The sequence below is a fragment of the Streptomyces sp. NPDC051286 genome (genome assembly GCF_044455345.1).
Classification (GTDB): Bacteria; Actinomycetota; Actinomycetes; order Streptomycetales; family Streptomycetaceae; genus Streptomyces.
In genome coordinates this window covers 1-15031 of sequence record NZ_JBITER010000031.1, presented here as the reverse complement: position 1 = coordinate 15031, position 15031 = coordinate 1, and the positions used below count along the sequence as shown (strand labels likewise).

The following is a 15031-nucleotide window of genomic DNA, read 5'->3' as shown; positions in this document are numbered from 1 at the left end:
GCGCCGACAACCCACTGCCCGAGCACCGCACGCGTAGAGGTCTCGTCCGACTGCGTTCCTGTGCCGTGCCGTGATTCGCTCTGCTCTCGTGCTCCTGCGGCCTACCGGGCGCTCACGCCCCGATACGGGCGACCAGCACGCATGCGTCGTCCAGGCGCTCGGTCCCACCGAACTCCTCGACGACGGTACGTACGCACTCCTGTGCTGTACGGGCCTCGGCGAAGCGCGGTGCGAGATCGAGCAGTGCCTCCGGGCCCGCACCCTGGTCACTGCGGCGGGTCAGTCCGTCGGTGTGCAGAACCAGCACATCACCGGGCAGCAGGTGCACTTCGTCCTGGTCATATGCGACCCCGGACGCGGCCCCGAGCAGGACCCCGTCCGGCGGGGGCAGCGGGCGTCCCGCTCCGTTGCGGAAGAGCAGTGGCGCGGGGTGGCCGGCCTGCGACCAGGCGAGAGTGCCGGTCGCCGGGTCGAAACGGCAGCACACCGCGCTGCCGAGAGCGGGCTGGGCCGACGATTGGAGTAACTGGTTGAGATGGCCCATCAGAGCGCCCGGCTCGATGCCGGCGACGGCCATGCCGCGCAGTGCGCCCAGCAGCATCGCCATGGCCGTGGTGGCGGGGATGCCATGACCGGTCAGATCGCCGACCGTGAGGAGCGTCCTGCCGTCGGGCAGCTCCAGCGCGTCGTACCAGTCGCCGCCGATCAAGGCGCTGGAATCCGACGGCAGATAGTGCGCCGCGACATCCAGTGCGCCGGGTCCCTGGTGCGGGAGGCGCAGCGAGCCGCGCCACGGGGGCAGCACCGTCTCCTGCAACTCGACTGCCATCCGTCGTTCGGTCTGCGCGATGTGCTGCTGACGCCGGATCGATTCACGGGTCCGGCTCACCACGCGCTGGCTGCGGCGTAGTTCGCTCACATCGCGCAGGACCCCCCACATGGAGGCGGTGCAGCCGTCTGGGTCGAGGACGGGCTCGCCCATCATGTGCAGCGTGCGCATCCGGCCGTCGGCACGCAGAATGCGGAACTCGCCGTCTATCGTCTTCCCGTCGACCAGGCAGGCCGTCACCAGAGAGGTGAGCAACGCCTGATCCTCGGGAAACAACACGGACGGAAGCTCGTCCAGCGACAGCGGTCCCGCCTGTGGGGACCGGCCGAAGATCTGGAAGAGCTCCTCCGACCAGCTGACCTCGTCGGTCAGCAGATTCCACTCGGCGCTGCCCACACGGCTGAGCAGTGAACCGGGCCGCGGCTCGTCGAACGGTCTCTCCTGGGCGGGCTCCGCCTCCTCGGCGAGCTGATCCGCGTCTCCCGGCGGCAGACCTTCCTTCAGTTGTCCCAGATGCGTACCGAGATCATCGAGGTGATGGACCGCCAGTTCGCAGAGCGCACGCTGCCAGCGCAGCTGCGGATCGTCCTCGTCGATCAGGACGGCATCGCGCCGCACCGCGTCCACGTCTCCGCGCAGTCGAAGGGTCCGGTCGATCAGCACGTCGACGGCACCGCGTTCGGGCGGCTGTGGGGCGGGACGGTGGGGCGGCATCTCGTACTCCGATACAGGCACGGCACAACCAGGTCTGAGAGGTGACCGATGACGACTGTGGCACAGGCCGAGGAGGCCCGTAAGTGATTTGGCAACACTTGATGCGTTGTTGCATCTGGCATATGTCATAGGCCGCTCGGGCTGCTGGTTCTTCGAACGACCTTGCTGGTGGCGGGTGTTGGAGCTAGAGGGTGTGCGACGCCGCCTGCGCCGGAGTGAGCCGCTCCCGCGGGCCGCGCCGTACTCGATCAGGGCATGTGCGAGAGCCCCCCCGTGGACGCGCAGGGGTTCCGGTGGCCGTGGCCTGCTCGATCTCGGTGAGCAGGCCGGCGAGGGACGTGCCGACGGGATCGGGGGTGTCCTCCCGTACGTTCATCATCTGAAGCGCCAGCGGACCCGTCCCGCCCGCGTCCCGGTACCAGTCGGCCGCGGCGCGGACCACGCCTCAGTCCCGCACCGCGCGGGCGACCCCGGCGTCCAGGCGGGGCCCACATCGGCATGTCGATCGGCTCCCATGCGTTCACCTCCGGCAGCCGCGCCTCATTGCGCCAGTCGGGACCGGCGGTAGCAGGAGCCGCTCGCTGACGGACGCCCTGTGGAAGCCGAGCCGCTCGGCGGCGCTTGCGACGGTGGCCACGGTCTCCGGGCCCGCGTGCAGGCCGAAGGCGGGGAGGCCGATGCCTGGGCGAGGGGGCGCACAGTGGATCTCCTGGGGTTCCTCGGGGGTCTGCGGGATTGCGGTTCCGGACGTTCAAGGCCGGCGACGCACCTGATCCTCATCACTGCGCGCCGGTGTCCGGGGCGGGAATGCCACCGGACCCACCCGCGTTACAGCACCAGATCGAAAACGACACCCATTCCCAGAAGCCCGGAATGGGGTCGCTGAAGCGACCGGAGGTGCCCATGGCACGCAGTGAAGCCCGCCCCGTCGTCACTCTGAGGTCGACGGCCGGTACCGGAGAGACCTATGTGACCCGCAAGAGCCGCCGCAACAACCCCGACCGGCTGGTGCTGCGCAAGTACGACCCTGCCGCAGGAAAGCACGTCCTCTTCCGCGAGGAACGCTGACCCGTCGGGCCCGACCGGCAGTAGCAGGCCCTCCCCACAGCAGCAAGAAAGGAACGCGCATGAAGCCCCGCATCCACCCCGTCTCCCGTCCGGTCGTCTTCCGCGACCGCGCCGCAGGGGTCGCCTTTCTGACCCGCTCGACAGCCGACTCCGACCGGCGTGTGGAGTGGGAGGACGGCGCCAGCTACCCGGTCATCGATGTGGAGACATCGTCGGCGAGCCACCCCTTCTACACCGGCACCCATCGGGTGCTGGACCCGGCGGGCCGGATCGAGCGGTTCTGGCGCCGCTACGGGACCGCGGCGCCCGTCGTGCGCTGAGGCCCGTGTGTCGCGTCACAGTGGGCGGTGCGGATTCGAGGGAACGGAATCCGATGGTTTACCGTTCACCTATACGTGGATGACGCGCACAGCGCCCACCCTCTGGCAGCCCCGGCTGGATTCCCCCGATCCGGCCGGGGCTTCTTTCTGCTCGCCCGCCCCCCACCTCCGTGACGCGCGCCCCGGCACCACCGCGACCGGCAACGCACCTGCCATCAGCACCACCGCGACCACGACTGTGGCGCCCGGCCTGAGCCGTACCGTCAACGCCGTGACCGCAGCATCCCGCCGCGGCCCGGTCCCTGTCGGATGTGACCAGGTCGATGGGTGGCCGCGCTGCGCCGTACCCTCCTCGATCCGGCCGGGACCCGTCAGCCGGCGGCGCGTGGTACGACCGTGGCGACATGTGTTCCCAGAAGCAGGCGGAACAGGTTGCGCACGGCACTGACAGGTGATGAAAGGCCTGGCAGTATCCGGGGGCCGACGGGCATGATCAGGCGATGACATGGACAGCGCCAGACGCAACACGCACGCCCGGATCCCTCGTCGCCGGTGAGCGGGAGATGCTCACGGGATATCTCGCATGGTTCCGCAGCACCCTGCTGCAGAAGTGCGCCGGTCTGACCGGCGAGCAGCTCGCCGAACAGACTGTACCGCCGTCCAACCTCACCCTTCTCGGGCTGCTCCGCCATATGGCGAAGGTCGAACGCACCTGGTTCCGGGAGCGTTTCGCCGGCCAGTCGCTTGACCCGATGTACGACCCCGCCAGGGGCAAGGACGCGGACTTCGAGGACCTGGACCCGGCCTGCGCCGCCGACGACTACGCGCGCCTGGTCGAGGAGTGCCGACTCGCGGACGCCGCCATCGCCGACGCATCGCTCGACGACACTTTTGTCCACGGCGGCGAGGTCTTCTCGCTGCGCCTCGTGCACATCCACATGATCGGGGAGTACGCGCGCCACATCGGCCACGCCGACCTGGTGCGGGAGCGGCTGGACGGGGTGACGGGGGCCTGAGGCGGCGTCGCAGGGCCGCCGCCGGCTCACCGTCCGCGGCACGGACCCGGCCGCTCGCCTTCTCGGCCCGCACCACCGAGTCCACCGCCCCGCACCTGTGTAGCGCTTCGAGCGTCTCCAACGGCCGGTCGTGCGGCGCCGCCCGGCGTGACGGAGGCCGTCCCCACCTGCCGTCGGCAGGGCTGGAGTTGTCGCGGTGAGGAGCATGGTGTTGCCCGCCCTGATGTCGGCGAGGCCGCCTCCGGCGGGCTGGGTGCCCGCGCCGGTGCGCGGCAGCCAGGGCAAGCAGCGCGGCGCCGCCGACCGCGCCGGCTCCACCGCGCAGGGTGCGTAGTCCGGCAGGGGCGATTCTCATGGACGGATCCTCTGTATGACGCGTAGGTGAACCGGGCGGCCGCTGCAGGACAGGGTTGCGCGTCACGAGACCGACGAGACGGCGTGAGGGTCGTACGGCGCTGTCGGTGGCCCGGCGGATCACCGGCGGAGTAGCCTTCGCGGAGTGCGCGGAGTCCACCAACCGTGAGTCCGGCACTCGAAGTTGCTCAAACGGCCGTGCCGCCTCCGCACCCGGGAACCTCGGCGGACACCGCTGACTGTGACGGTACTGGCGACGCCCGAACTCGCCAGCACTGGAGGTTCCCTTGGCCGCGCAATCTCTGTCCCGGAGGCATCTGCTCGGCTTCGGCGGCGCCGGAGCGGCCGCTCTGGCGCTGGGGACGGGGCTTTCGAATCGGTTGGCGCTGATGCGCCATCGTCGACCTCGGCGTTCCGGTCGTACCGCCCGTGGCCAGGTCGACGACCCGGACAGCGCGATGGCCCTATGTGATCACGGCACCTGGCTCGTGGTCATGGCGTGGGCTCCGTCGAAGGGAGCGGGGCGCCAGGGTCTGGCGTGCCGGTGGTCGCGGGTGCGGGGCCGGAACCGGACGGCGTTCTCTGCCACGTGAGCGAAACCGTGAAGTTGGCCTGGGCCGACGTACTGGAGATCACCACATCGGCCTCGGCGGACAGGGACAGCCCGAATTCGACGCTCATCTCGTCCGGCGCGTGGACCATGCCGCGGAAGCCGTCGACGAATTCCTGCGCGACCGGCCGGATCCCGGCCAGCATCTCGCCCAGTGACCGCGAGGCGCGTGCCACGACCTGGCCCGGGCGTGCCACCTTGACCAGGCCGTCTCCGGTCTGCTCGATCTGGACCTTCACGATGTCCGCCGACCCGTCTGCCGCGCCGACCGGCAGCTCCACGAAATACGCCATGTCTTCCACCGTCCCGGGGCGCCCCGGCCCCTGTCTGCGTGTTCCTCTGCCCCGTTCACCCTTGAACGATCCGTCCACCGCTGGGCGATGAGAAGGTACTGCACCGCGACCGGAGCCGAGGGCAGAACGGGGAGGCGCCCACGACGTCAGAGGCGACAGGGCCACAGGGTGAGGCTGTCCCGCGCGACGCGCACTTCGACCCATGCGCCGCCACATCCTCCGGAGCGCCGCGCCAGAGCGCCACCGCCGTTCCCACGGCCGAGTGGACGCGCACCCTCATCGGCCCCGCCGACCCCGAACCACCGCCTCCACGCGGATGAGTGTCTCGCATCCGTCGGTCATCCCCGTGCGTCAGATACGCACGCAGTGCAGAAAAAGGTGCGGCTCGGGTACCGCCTGAGGGTGGGACGGGGTGAACACACTGTTCTGCTCCCACTGGACCGCCAGACCCGCCCCGGTTACCACCGAGGTGAACTCATCGGCGCCGAAGCTGGTCACGTGCACCTTCTGGCCCATGAATACGGCGCCGACATCCTCCACGTCCAGCGGCACCGTCGCAACGACCAGGTGCCCTCCGCGCCTCAGCGACCGCCCGAGCCGCTGCAGCAGCCGTGACTGTTCGTCCCGCGACATCTGCAGGAGCGAGAAGTACACACAGACAGCGTCGAAACTCCCGTCCTCCAGCGCCAGTTCACGGATGTCAGCACACTGGAAGGCCGCCCTGGGTACCTGCCGGGCAGCAAGGTTCACCATCACTGGCGAGACATCGACCCCCAACACGTCATGACCGGCGTCGGCCAGGCTCTGTGCGGTCGGCCGGCCGGTTCCGCTGCCTACGTCCAGGACCCGGCTGTGCGGGGCGAGTAGGGTCAGCAGGCGTTGCAGCGAGGCGCGGTGCGCTGCCGAGCCGGCGAAGGCTCGCTCGTAGTCGGCGCCGAGAGCGTCGAAGACTGTCGCGGCCGTGGGGCGGAGCTCGTCATCCATCGAGGCGTTTCCTCCAAGGGCGGGCGAACGGTTTCCCGGAATCGTTGCACCGTTCACGACAACCTTCAACGCCCCCAGGCCGGCCCGCCCGCACGGCACTCTGCGCAAGGTGACGCGTCACCGGTGGTACCCGCCGAAGGGACCACCGGTGACACAGTCGTGCGGTCAGGCGCCGGACGCGTCCAGCATGGCGCCGCGCTCCACGACCTTGATGCGCTCACGGCCCTGTTCCGCACCGAGAGCCTGCTCGTGTGCGTCCAGGCGGTGCCAGCCGTCACGCGTGGTGTAACGAACACCGCGCGCCTGGAGGAAGGCGACGACCGCGTCCGGATCAGGCTGCGCCGGGGCCGGCAGCAGGCCCGCGGCCCGGTCCTCCAGCAGACAGGCGACCGTTTCGTTGGCGTCGCCCTTGGTGTGGCCGATCAGTCCGATCGGTCCCCGCTTGATCCACCCGGTGACGTACACCGAGGGCATCGGCTCCGCGCCCTCGACAACCCGTCCGGCGACATGAGGGACCGTGCCGGAGGCGGGGTCGAACGGAAGCTTCGGCAGTTCATCCGAGTAGTACCCGACCGCCCGGTAGACGCTCTGGACATCCCAGTCGGTGAACCGCCCCGTCCCGCGGACGTTGCCGGTGCCGTCCAGTTCCGTCCGCTCCGTACGCAGGCCGACCACGCTGCCGTCGTCCCCGAGAACCTCGACCGGGGACTCGAAGAAGTGCAGGAACAGCTTGTGAGGCCGGTTGCCCACGTCCCGGATGGCCCAGTTCTCCAGGGTGGAAGCGACCATGTTCGCCTGCTTGTTCCCCCGCCGGGTCTCGATCGAGCCCGCGTCGTACTCGATGTCCTCGGGGTTGACGATGACCTCGATGTTGGGGGAGTGGTCCAGCTCCCGCAGCTCCATCGGGGAGAACTTGGCCTGCGCCGGACCGCGCCGCCCGAAGACGTGCACCTCCAGTGCCTTGTTCGCCTTGAGGCCTTCGTGCACGTTCGCCGGGATCTCTGTGGGCAGCAGCTCGTCCGCGGTCTTGGCGAGCATGCGTGCCACGTCCAGGGCCACATTGCCCACACCGAGAACGGCGACCTTCTCGGCCGTCAGCGGCCAGGTTCGCGGGACCTCGGGGTGCCCGTCGTACCAGGAGACGAAGTCGGCCGCACCGTAGGAGCCGTCGAGGTCGATGCCCGGTATGTCGAGGGGGCGGTCCGCTTCGGCGCCGGTGGAGAAGATCACCGCATCGTAGAAGGAGCGCAGTTCGTCGAGGCCGATGTCATGGGGGTAGTCGACGTTGCCGAACAGCCGCAGCTGCGGCTTGTCCAGCACCTGATGCAGCGCGGTGACGATGCCCTTGATCCGGGGGTGGTCAGGGGCCACTCCGTAACGGATCAGGCCGAAGGGGGCGGGCATGCGCTCGAACAGGTCGATCGATACACCCGGGTCCAGTGCGCACTCGGACTTCAGCAGCGCATCGGCTGCGTAGATACCGGCGGGGCCGGCTCCGACAATGGCGACGCGGACAGGGCGTGTCATGGGGCTGTTGTTCCTTCGTTCCATGGGGCGGTTGAACGCGGGCGGAGAGCAGTGGAAGTAAGGCTTGGCTTAGTACTCTCCACCGCACACGCTATGTCCTGCCTCCACCGGCCCTCCGACCGGGGGGTCATCCGTGAGGTGACAGCCCCGCTTGCCCGCCTCCGCTCCGCAGAGCCCGACGTGCAACGCAGTTTTGCCCTCCGTCCGGTCGTCCAGCAGGATGAGTGGGAGTGGATCACACCGGAGCGAAGGGGGAGCGCGTGGCTGGGTGAAGCTCGAACTCGATCTGACGACGTGCCCTGTGCAACGCTTCGAACCGTATCTGGAGGCATGCCGCGGAGCCGGTATCCGATTGACCACGCTGGCAGCGTTGGGCGACACCCCGGATCATCGCCGTGTGCTCTATGAGCTGAACAAGGAGTGTTCCGCCGACATCCCGGGCAGGGGCGAGTTCTATACGTTCGACGAATATGTCCGGCAGCGGATCGAGGTCCCGTCCTTTGATCCACGCGGCATTGTGATCGCTCTCGACGGCGACTCATGGATTGGGATGGCCGCGGCGTCGAAACACGGCGACTTCGTCTTCAACGAGATGACTGGTGTGAGAGCCGGTTATCGCGGCCGTGGCATTTCCGTCGCGATGAAGGCGTTCGGTCTGAGCTTCGCGGAGCTGTGTGGTGTGACCAAGGTCCGCACTTTCCATCACCCCGCGAACGCGAATGCCATCGCCATGAACCGGACGATGGGCTATGTCGACGCGGAGTGGGAGCTGTGACCGGGGCCGGACGGCTCGGCATCCGGTGAGTGTTCCTTTCCGTCGACAGCGGCAACTGTCGGCTCGCCGCCGGTAGGGCAGTCACGTTCTGCTGCGCGGCCGCTTGCGCCCGCCGTTGGTCAGTGGGGCTGGGGTGGGCCGAGGGCCGGCCGCTCGGCTACGGCCACCTGTGCCGCGCGCATCAGGTGTGTGCCGACCCGGTAGCCGGGACGCAGCACCTCGCTGCAGGTCGCGCTGGTGGTGCCGGAGACGGTGGTGGAGGTGAGGGCTTCGTGTATGCGGGGGTCGAACGCTTCGCCTGCCTCGCCAACACTGTGGAGGCCCAGCGCGGCGAGGTGGGACTCCAGAATCCGGGCGACTTGGTGGAAGCCCCCGGTGACGCAGCCCTGGGCCCGGGCCTGGTCTATGGCGTCCAGGACGGGCAGCAGCCCGGCCAGGACATTGGCGACGGCCGCTTCCCGGATCGCGAGGCGGTCCCGCCGCACACGTTTGCGGTAGTTGTCGTACTCCGCCTTGACCCGCTGCAGGTCCGCCGTGCGCTCGGCCAGATCCGCCTCCAGTTGCCGGATGCGGTTCTCGGGGCCGGACGGACTGTGGGCGGCGCGGCTGTCCGCAGCCGGTGGGGCGGTCGTCGCTGCCCGGTGCGTCGACGGTGTGGCCTCCTGGCCTTCGGGTCGGCGAGGCCGGAGAGTGACGGGATCGGTGCTCCTGCGGTCGTGGATGACCACGAGGGGTGGGAGATCCGGGCGCGGGGGCTGGGCCGACTGCTTCATCACGCGCCTCCCTTCGCTGTGTCATCGTCCACGATCTCCGCGTCCACGACATCCTCCTCGCCGCCCTGTCCGGCGCCGGCAGCAGGACCGGGGGGCTGATCCGTCTGGGCCTGGGAGTAGAGGGCAGTGCCGATCTTCTGAGCAGCGGTGGCTGCTCGTTCCACGGCGGAGCGAAGGGCGGCGGTGTCGTCTCCTTTGAGTTTCTCCTTGACGTCGGCCAAGGCGTTCTCGACGTCCGTCCTGACATCCGTGGGGATCTTGTCAGCCTCCTCGGCCAGGAGCTTCTCGGTGGTGTAGAGGAGGTGCTCGGCGCTGTTACGCGTGTCGGCGGCCTCCTTGCGGCGGCGGTCCTCCTCCGCGTGGGCCTCGGCATCGCGCATCATCCGCTCGATGTCGTCCTTGGGCAGCGCGGAACCACCGGTGATGGTCATCTTCTGTTCCCTGCCGGTGCCGAGGTCCTTGGCGGCGACGTGCATGATGCCGTTGGCATCGATGTCGAAGGTGACCTCGATCTGCGGGAGGCCGCGCGGGGCCGGGGGCAGACCGGTCAGGTCGAACACGCCGAGCTTCTTGTTGTAGGCCGCGATCTCGCGTTCGCCCTGATAGGCCTGGATCTGGACGGACGGCTGGTTGTCCTCGGCCGTGGTGAAGATCTCCGAGCGTTTGGTCGGGATCGTGGTGTTGCGCTCGATCAGTTTGGTCATGATGCCGCCCTTGGTCTCGATACCCAGGGACAGCGGGGTGACGTCCAGCAGCAGGACATCCTTGACCTCGCCCTTCAGGACACCGGCTTGCAGTGCTGCGCCGATCGCGACGACCTCGTCCGGGTTCACACCCTTGTGCGGGTCCTTGCCCGTCAGTTCCTCCACGAGGCCCGTGACGGCGGGCATCCGGGTGGAGCCGCCGACCAGAATGACGTGGTCGATGTCGGAGACCTTGATTCCCGCGTCCTTCACGGCCTGGTGGAACGGGTTCTTGCAGCGCTCCAGGAGGTCCGCTGTGAGCTGCTGGAACTGGGCACGCGTGAGCTTCTCGTCGAGGTGCAGCGGGCCTTCGGTGGAGGCGCTGATGTAGGGAAGATTGATGGTCGTCTCGGTGGCCGCGGACAGTTCGATCTTCGCTTTCTCCGAAGCCTCGCGCAGCCTTTGAACGGCCATTTTGTCCTTGGCCAGGTCGACCCCGTAGCTGTTCTTGAACTGTTTCACCAGGTGGTCGACGATCCTCTGGTCCCAGTCGTCGCCGCCCAGGTGGGTGTCGCCGTTGGTGGACTTCACCTCGACGATGCCCTCGCCGATGTCCAGAAGGGACACGTCGAACGTGCCACCGCCGAGGTCGAAGACGAGGATCGTCTGGTCGTTCTCCTTGTCCAGGCCGTACGCCAGGGCCGCAGCGGTCGGTTCGTTCACGATCCGCAGTACCGTCAGACCGGCGATCTCCCCGGCCTCCTTCGTGGCGGTGCGCTGCGAGTCGTTGAAGTACGCGGGCACGGTGACCACGGCATCGCTCACGTCCTCACCCAGATAGGCCTCCGCATCGCGCTTGAGCTTCTGCAGGACCCGCGCGGAGATCTCCTGCGCGGTGTAGCGCTTCCCGTCGACGCCGCCGGAGTCCGGGAATCGCCAGGCTGCTTCACCCATGTGCCGCTTCACCGACCGGGCGGTGCGCTCCACGTTGGTCACCGCCTGCCTCTTGGCGACCTCGCCGACCAGCACGTTGCCGCCCTTGGCGAATGCCACAACGGACGGAGTTGTCCGGGCGCCCTCGGCGTTCGGGATCACAACCGGTTCGCCGCCCTCCAGAACGCTGACGACCGAGTTCGTCGTGCCGAGGTCGATACCGATCGAGCGTGCCATGATTCCGCTCCCTTTCCATGCTCCCCCTCTGGGCAGGTGCAAGGGCTGCTCCGCGGCCTGGGCCGCGGCGTCCGGGCCCGGCGAATCACAGTCGGCAACCGCACCGGCCGGTCTCGGCCCCGAACCGTTCCTTTCACCCTCAGATTCCGGGATACGTCGGCTGCCAACCGCTGTCAACGCGTCCCTGCACAGAAGTTTCAAGGCAACGCCACCCGCCCGTGAGCGGGGGGACCGGACGGGATCGTCGGGACGCCGCGCCGTGGCTTCACGGCTCGTGCCCGGACTGCAGATGCCGGGTCCGGGCGATGAGCAGGGCTACGTCGTCGTGGTCGTCCTGGTGGCGCAGTGCGCCCAGCAGGAAGTCGCAGGTTTCTTCCAGAGGGCGGCGGGGGGTGCTGAGCAGGTCGGTGAGCGCCTGGAGGCGGACGTCGATGTCCTCGTCGCGGGTCTCGACCAGCCCGTCGGTGTAGAAAACCAGTTCGTCGCTGATACCCAGGTGGAACTCGACCGTCTCGAAGGGGACGCCGCCGACACCCAGAGGGGCTCCGGTGGGCAGGTCCAGCAATTGCGGCAGGTGACCCGGCCGGGTCAGCACGGGAGGCAGATGGCCGGCGGTTGCCATGCGGCAGCGCAGGAGGTGCGGGTCGTAGACGGCGAAGACGCAGGTGGCCATGGCGCTGTCCAGGCCCACGGCGATGTCGTCGAGTTGAGTGAGGACAGCGTCGGGTTCCAGCCCGAGTGCGGCCAGGGTGCGGGCGGCGATGCGCAGCTGGCCCATGGTCGCGGCCGCGTTGATGCCGCTGCCCATCACATCGCCGACCACCAGCGCGGTCTGCTCACCGCGCAGCGGGATGACGTCGAACCAGTCCCCGCCGGCCTCGTCGGCCGCCGCAGCGGGCTGGTACCGGTAGGCGATCTCCAGCCCGGGCCTGGGGGCGGGCTGGGACGGCAGCAGGTGGCGTTGCAGGGTGAGCACGGCGCGGCGTTGACGCTGATACCAGCGGGCGTTGTCGATGGATACCGCCGCGCGGGCGGCGAGTTCGACAGCGAGCACTTGGTCGTCGTGGTCGAAGGGCTGCTGGTTGCGAGCGCGTTTGAGGTCCAGGACGCCGAGGACCTCACCACGGGCGATCAGCGGCACCGCCAGATAGGAGTGCAGGCCCGCCTCATTCAGCAGGGTGGCGGCGTGCGCGTCGCGGGCGATACGGGCAAAGTCGCTCTCCCTCACACGGGACACCAGGACGGGGCGGGCGGATCTCGCGCACTGGGTGACCAGCCGGGTGGCGTCGTAACTCGCCAGCTCGCCGACCGGGTCGGCGGCCCGGACTGCCGGTGTGGGGTAGGCGGTTTTCACCGCCAGCGCACGAAACGACGCCGTGTCGGCGGCGACGTGGGGCTGCGTGCCCCCCAGCACGGAGTCGAGGACGTCGACGGCGACTATGTCGGCGAACTCCGGCACGACTATGTCCGCCAGCTCCCGGGCGGTGACCTCAAGGTCGAAGGAGGTGCCGATCCGCGCGGACGCGTCGGCGATCAGCGCCAGGCGCCGCCGAGTCCGGACGGCGGCGGCAGCCGCCCGTAGCTGCTCGGTGACGTCCACGACCGAGGTGGCCAGGCCGATCACCTGCCCGGACGCGTCCTCCAGCCGGTAGAACGACACACGCCAGGCGTGCTCCGTGTCAGGGTCGGCCGCGGTGCGGCCGGTGGTGAACTGGTTCAGCCGAGGGACGCCGTCCGCCAGCACGCGCCGCATCGCCGATTCGGTGGCATCGGCGTCCAGGAACGACAGCACCTCGCCGACGCGCCGGCCCAGGTGCTGCTCGGCGGGCAGGCCGTTGATGCGTTCCAGCGCCGGGTTGACCAGCACGTACCGCAGGTCGGAGTCCATGACCGCAAGGCCCATCGGGGATTGCGACACCAATCGCACACACAAGGCCAGATCTCGCTCCACGCGTTGCAGCGTGGCGTGGTCGGAAGCCATGCCCAGCGCGTAGAGACGGCCGTGCTCGTCCTCAAGACGCATGTTGCGGAATTCGGCCAGCCGGGTGCTGCCGTCCTTGTGGCGCACCGGGAATACCCCGGCCCAAGCCCCGCAGCCCGCCATGACCTGCGCGAACAGGGACATCACCCGCTCCCGATGACGTTCCTCGACGAGCAGGTACATCGCGCTGCGGCCCAGTGCCTCCCTGGCCGTGTAGCCGAACAATTCCTCGGCCTGCGGGCTCCACAGAGCGATCCGGCCCTCGGCGTTCAGGACCACCGCAGCCACGCCCAGCACATCGAGCAGTCCGCCCGGCGCGGCCGAAGGATCAGCCGCCCCCGGGTCTGCGTTGCCCAGCAGGCCGTCGGCCTCAGTCACGGCCGGACCCTCCTTCCCCTCAGAGGCCCACATCGCCCGCGCGAACCGCCTTGCCGCCGTGGCTTCCGTGCATACCTTCCAATGTGTCCATCGTCCCCCCACCGGCCGACAGCGGCAGATCCGAGCCCGGATTCTGGGCCGTTTCCCGTCCCGGGTGTTGCCGGCGGACGCGAGGGGACAGCCGACAGCCGCCAGGTATCAATGAGGAGTGCAACAGCCGCAGCGATGATTGTCTATCGCCGCCAACAGCTCCCGAGCTGCCGTCCTCACCCCATGGACATCGTCCTCAGCCAGCAGCTCCGCCGTTCTTTGCCCAATTCTGACGGCCTCCTCAGCTGCCTTCCTCACCCCCACCTGCAGCGTTGGCGTGTTCGAGCACTGTCTGCAGCGACTCGACCACGCCGGCCCGGCAGGTCACGGTCTTGGTGACCGCGATCTCCCGAACGTCGACGGCCCTGACACCATCGGCGTGGTATCAGGGCCGTCCGCGGGTCCGGCGTGGGGCACCGGATTACTGCAGTTATTTAGCACCTGGTCGCAGAGGGGATGTAAGGGACACGCGCACTCGAAGCGACGTGACCTCTTGCGGGCGATGGATCTGCCAGGTGTCTGGCCGATGGCCCGGCTGAGCTGTGCCGTCAGGTCGGGTCAGTGGCTGATTCACTCGACGGCCCGGACCCTGGTGGCGACCGCAGGCCTGCGTGACATGTCGACGCCCTCTTGGTCCGCGAGAAGGGATGCGGTGGGTCGCTGTGGCGGCCGGGGTGGTGGGCGGATGGTGATGAGAGCTGTTCAGGGGTGGTGGGGGAGGGGGATGTGGGTGTGCCGGATCCGGTGTCCATGCTGCCGAGAGGGTGATCGGGCGTCATCAAGTCGCCCAGAAGGCCTAATCGTGTACCAAATAGGCTTATTTTCACACGTATTGACGGTGTGTCATGTGCTAGTCCGTGTGTGGTGCGGGTCGTTCGTACACCCGGTCGGCCCCCTGTTGATACGTCCGATATGACAGCTAAAGGCGCCATAAGTACGTTCGTTGCAGGCCGGTTGCCCGGCTGCCCCTCAGAGACAAGGGAGAAGTGACATGACCACGCGTACTGTCGCTGTGACCGCTGCCGTAGTAGGCGCAGCGGTTCTGGCTACGACTGGCATTACGTATGCCTCGGCTACCGGCTCGGCTCCGGCTGCTGCGTCCGTTCAGCAGGCTGCTCCGCTTAGTGGTGACGGCGGGAACGGCAACGGGAACGGGAACGGGAACGGGAACGGGAACGGGTTCGGCAACGGGAACGGCAACGGGAACGGGTTCGGCAACGGGAACGGGAACGGGAACGGGTTCGGGAACGGCAACGGGAACGGGTTCGGTAACGGGAACGGGAACGGGTTCGGGAAGGGGAACGGGTTCGGGAAGGGGAACGGGAACGGGGGAGGCGGTTACGGCGGTTACGGCGGTAACGAGCGTGGCGGCAAGGAGCGCCGCCACCACCGGGAGGGCCGGATCTTCATCAACGAGCGGTCGTACTCCGCCCGTGGCGAGGACGGCTGCATCACGGTGGTGAGCG

13 protein-coding genes and 1 pseudogene are annotated in these 15031 nt (G+C 68.6%); 7 read left to right on the top strand and 7 right to left on the bottom strand.

Going from position 1 to position 15031, the window contains the following annotated elements; all coding sequences use genetic code 11:
• Positions 1-112: 112 nt before the first annotated feature.
• The gene (locus ACIBB8_RS26510; RefSeq protein ID WP_398956273.1) at positions 113-1543 is read right to left on the bottom strand and encodes a PP2C family protein-serine/threonine phosphatase; all 1431 of its coding nucleotides are present in this window, start codon (positions 1541-1543) and stop codon (positions 113-115) included.
• 903 nt (positions 1544-2446) lie between these two features.
• On the opposite strand from ACIBB8_RS26510, the gene rpmG reads away from it, so the two are divergent.
• From rpmG to ACIBB8_RS26485, 5 genes are all read left to right on the top strand, one after another.
• Positions 2447-2611 (top strand): 50S ribosomal protein L33, encoded by a 165-nt coding sequence (rpmG, locus tag ACIBB8_RS26505; protein WP_358861121.1) that lies wholly within the window; start codon positions 2447-2449, stop codon positions 2609-2611.
• A 59-nt stretch (positions 2612-2670) separates the two neighbouring features.
• Positions 2671-2931 (top strand): type B 50S ribosomal protein L31, encoded by a 261-nt coding sequence (locus tag ACIBB8_RS26500; RefSeq protein WP_398956173.1) that lies wholly within the window; start codon positions 2671-2673, stop codon positions 2929-2931.
• Between the two features lie 500 nt (positions 2932-3431).
• Complete coding sequence (locus ACIBB8_RS26495; RefSeq protein WP_398956171.1) at positions 3432-3947, top strand: DinB family protein; 516 nt, start codon at positions 3432-3434, stop codon at positions 3945-3947.
• A gap of 205 nt (positions 3948-4152) precedes the next feature.
• Positions 4153-4281 carry a hypothetical protein gene (locus ACIBB8_RS26490; protein WP_398956169.1) on the top strand — a complete coding sequence of 43 codons (129 nt, stop codon included), beginning with the start codon at positions 4153-4155 and terminating at the stop codon, positions 4279-4281.
• 307 nt (positions 4282-4588) lie between these two features.
• Positions 4589-4894, top strand: coding sequence for a twin-arginine translocation signal domain-containing protein (locus tag ACIBB8_RS26485; protein WP_398956166.1), 306 nt, complete (start codon positions 4589-4591; stop codon positions 4892-4894).
• On the opposite strand, the gene ACIBB8_RS26480 is transcribed toward ACIBB8_RS26485, so the two are convergent.
• The 3 genes from ACIBB8_RS26480 to ACIBB8_RS26470 all read right to left on the bottom strand — a co-directional run bounded on the left by ACIBB8_RS26480 (position 4794) and on the right by ACIBB8_RS26470 (position 7715).
• A complete protein-coding gene (locus ACIBB8_RS26480) occupies positions 4794-5204 on the bottom strand; it encodes a CU044_2847 family protein (RefSeq protein WP_398956164.1) in 411 nt (136 codons plus the stop codon). The two genes, ACIBB8_RS26485 and ACIBB8_RS26480, sit on opposite strands and share 101 nt — an antisense overlap.
• Positions 5205-5555: 351 nt before the next feature.
• On the bottom strand, positions 5556-6188 hold the full coding sequence (locus ACIBB8_RS26475) for a class I SAM-dependent methyltransferase (RefSeq protein ID WP_398956162.1): 633 nt from the start codon (positions 6186-6188) through the stop codon (positions 5556-5558).
• Between the two features lie 165 nt (positions 6189-6353).
• The gene (locus ACIBB8_RS26470; protein ID WP_398956160.1) at positions 6354-7715 is read right to left on the bottom strand and encodes an FAD-dependent oxidoreductase; all 1362 of its coding nucleotides are present in this window, start codon (positions 7713-7715) and stop codon (positions 6354-6356) included.
• Between the two features lie 268 nt (positions 7716-7983).
• Here ACIBB8_RS26470 and ACIBB8_RS26465 point away from each other — a divergent pair, with 268 nt between their 5' ends.
• A complete protein-coding gene (locus ACIBB8_RS26465) occupies positions 7984-8490 on the top strand; it encodes a GNAT family N-acetyltransferase (protein ID WP_398956159.1) in 507 nt (168 codons plus the stop codon).
• A 119-nt stretch (positions 8491-8609) separates the two neighbouring features.
• Here the strand turns inward: ACIBB8_RS26465 and grpE are convergent, their stop codons facing one another.
• The 3 genes from grpE to ACIBB8_RS26450 all read right to left on the bottom strand — a co-directional run bounded on the left by grpE (position 8610) and on the right by ACIBB8_RS26450 (position 13475).
• Complete coding sequence (gene grpE, locus ACIBB8_RS26460) at positions 8610-9263, bottom strand: nucleotide exchange factor GrpE (protein WP_398956157.1); 654 nt, start codon at positions 9261-9263, stop codon at positions 8610-8612.
• Positions 9263-11116: a molecular chaperone DnaK gene (gene dnaK, locus ACIBB8_RS26455; RefSeq protein ID WP_398956155.1), complete on the bottom strand. Its 1854-nt coding sequence runs from the start codon at positions 11114-11116 to the stop codon at positions 9263-9265. The genes grpE and dnaK overlap by 1 nt, the downstream gene beginning before the upstream one ends.
• A gap of 265 nt (positions 11117-11381) precedes the next feature.
• A complete protein-coding gene (locus ACIBB8_RS26450) occupies positions 11382-13475 on the bottom strand; it encodes a SpoIIE family protein phosphatase (protein WP_398956153.1) in 2094 nt (697 codons plus the stop codon).
• A 1081-nt stretch (positions 13476-14556) separates the two neighbouring features.
• On the opposite strand from ACIBB8_RS26450, the pseudogene ACIBB8_RS26445 reads away from it, so the two are divergent.
• A pseudogene (locus ACIBB8_RS26445) lies at positions 14557-15031 on the top strand (hypothetical protein); the annotation flags it as partial.

Coding starts and splice junctions, on each gene's coding strand:
- ACIBB8_RS26510 (WP_398956273.1), bottom strand. CDS start 1,543: ATGCCGCCCCACCGTCCCGCCCCACAGCCGCCCGAACGCGGTGCCGTC.
- rpmG (WP_358861121.1), top strand. CDS start 2,447: ATGGCACGCAGTGAAGCCCGCCCCGTCGTCACTCTGAGGTCGACGGCC.
- ACIBB8_RS26500 (WP_398956173.1), top strand. CDS start 2,671: ATGAAGCCCCGCATCCACCCCGTCTCCCGTCCGGTCGTCTTCCGCGAC.
- ACIBB8_RS26495 (WP_398956171.1), top strand. CDS start 3,432: ATGACATGGACAGCGCCAGACGCAACACGCACGCCCGGATCCCTCGTC.
- ACIBB8_RS26490 (WP_398956169.1), top strand. CDS start 4,153: ATGGTGTTGCCCGCCCTGATGTCGGCGAGGCCGCCTCCGGCGGGCTGG.
- ACIBB8_RS26480 (WP_398956164.1), bottom strand. CDS start 5,204: ATGGCGTATTTCGTGGAGCTGCCGGTCGGCGCGGCAGACGGGTCGGCG.
- ACIBB8_RS26475 (WP_398956162.1), bottom strand. CDS start 6,188: ATGGATGACGAGCTCCGCCCCACGGCCGCGACAGTCTTCGACGCTCTC.
- ACIBB8_RS26470 (WP_398956160.1), bottom strand. CDS start 7,715: ATGACACGCCCTGTCCGCGTCGCCATTGTCGGAGCCGGCCCCGCCGGT.
- grpE (WP_398956157.1), bottom strand. CDS start 9,263: ATGAAGCAGTCGGCCCAGCCCCCGCGCCCGGATCTCCCACCCCTCGTG.
- dnaK (WP_398956155.1), bottom strand. CDS start 11,116: ATGGCACGCTCGATCGGTATCGACCTCGGCACGACGAACTCGGTCGTC.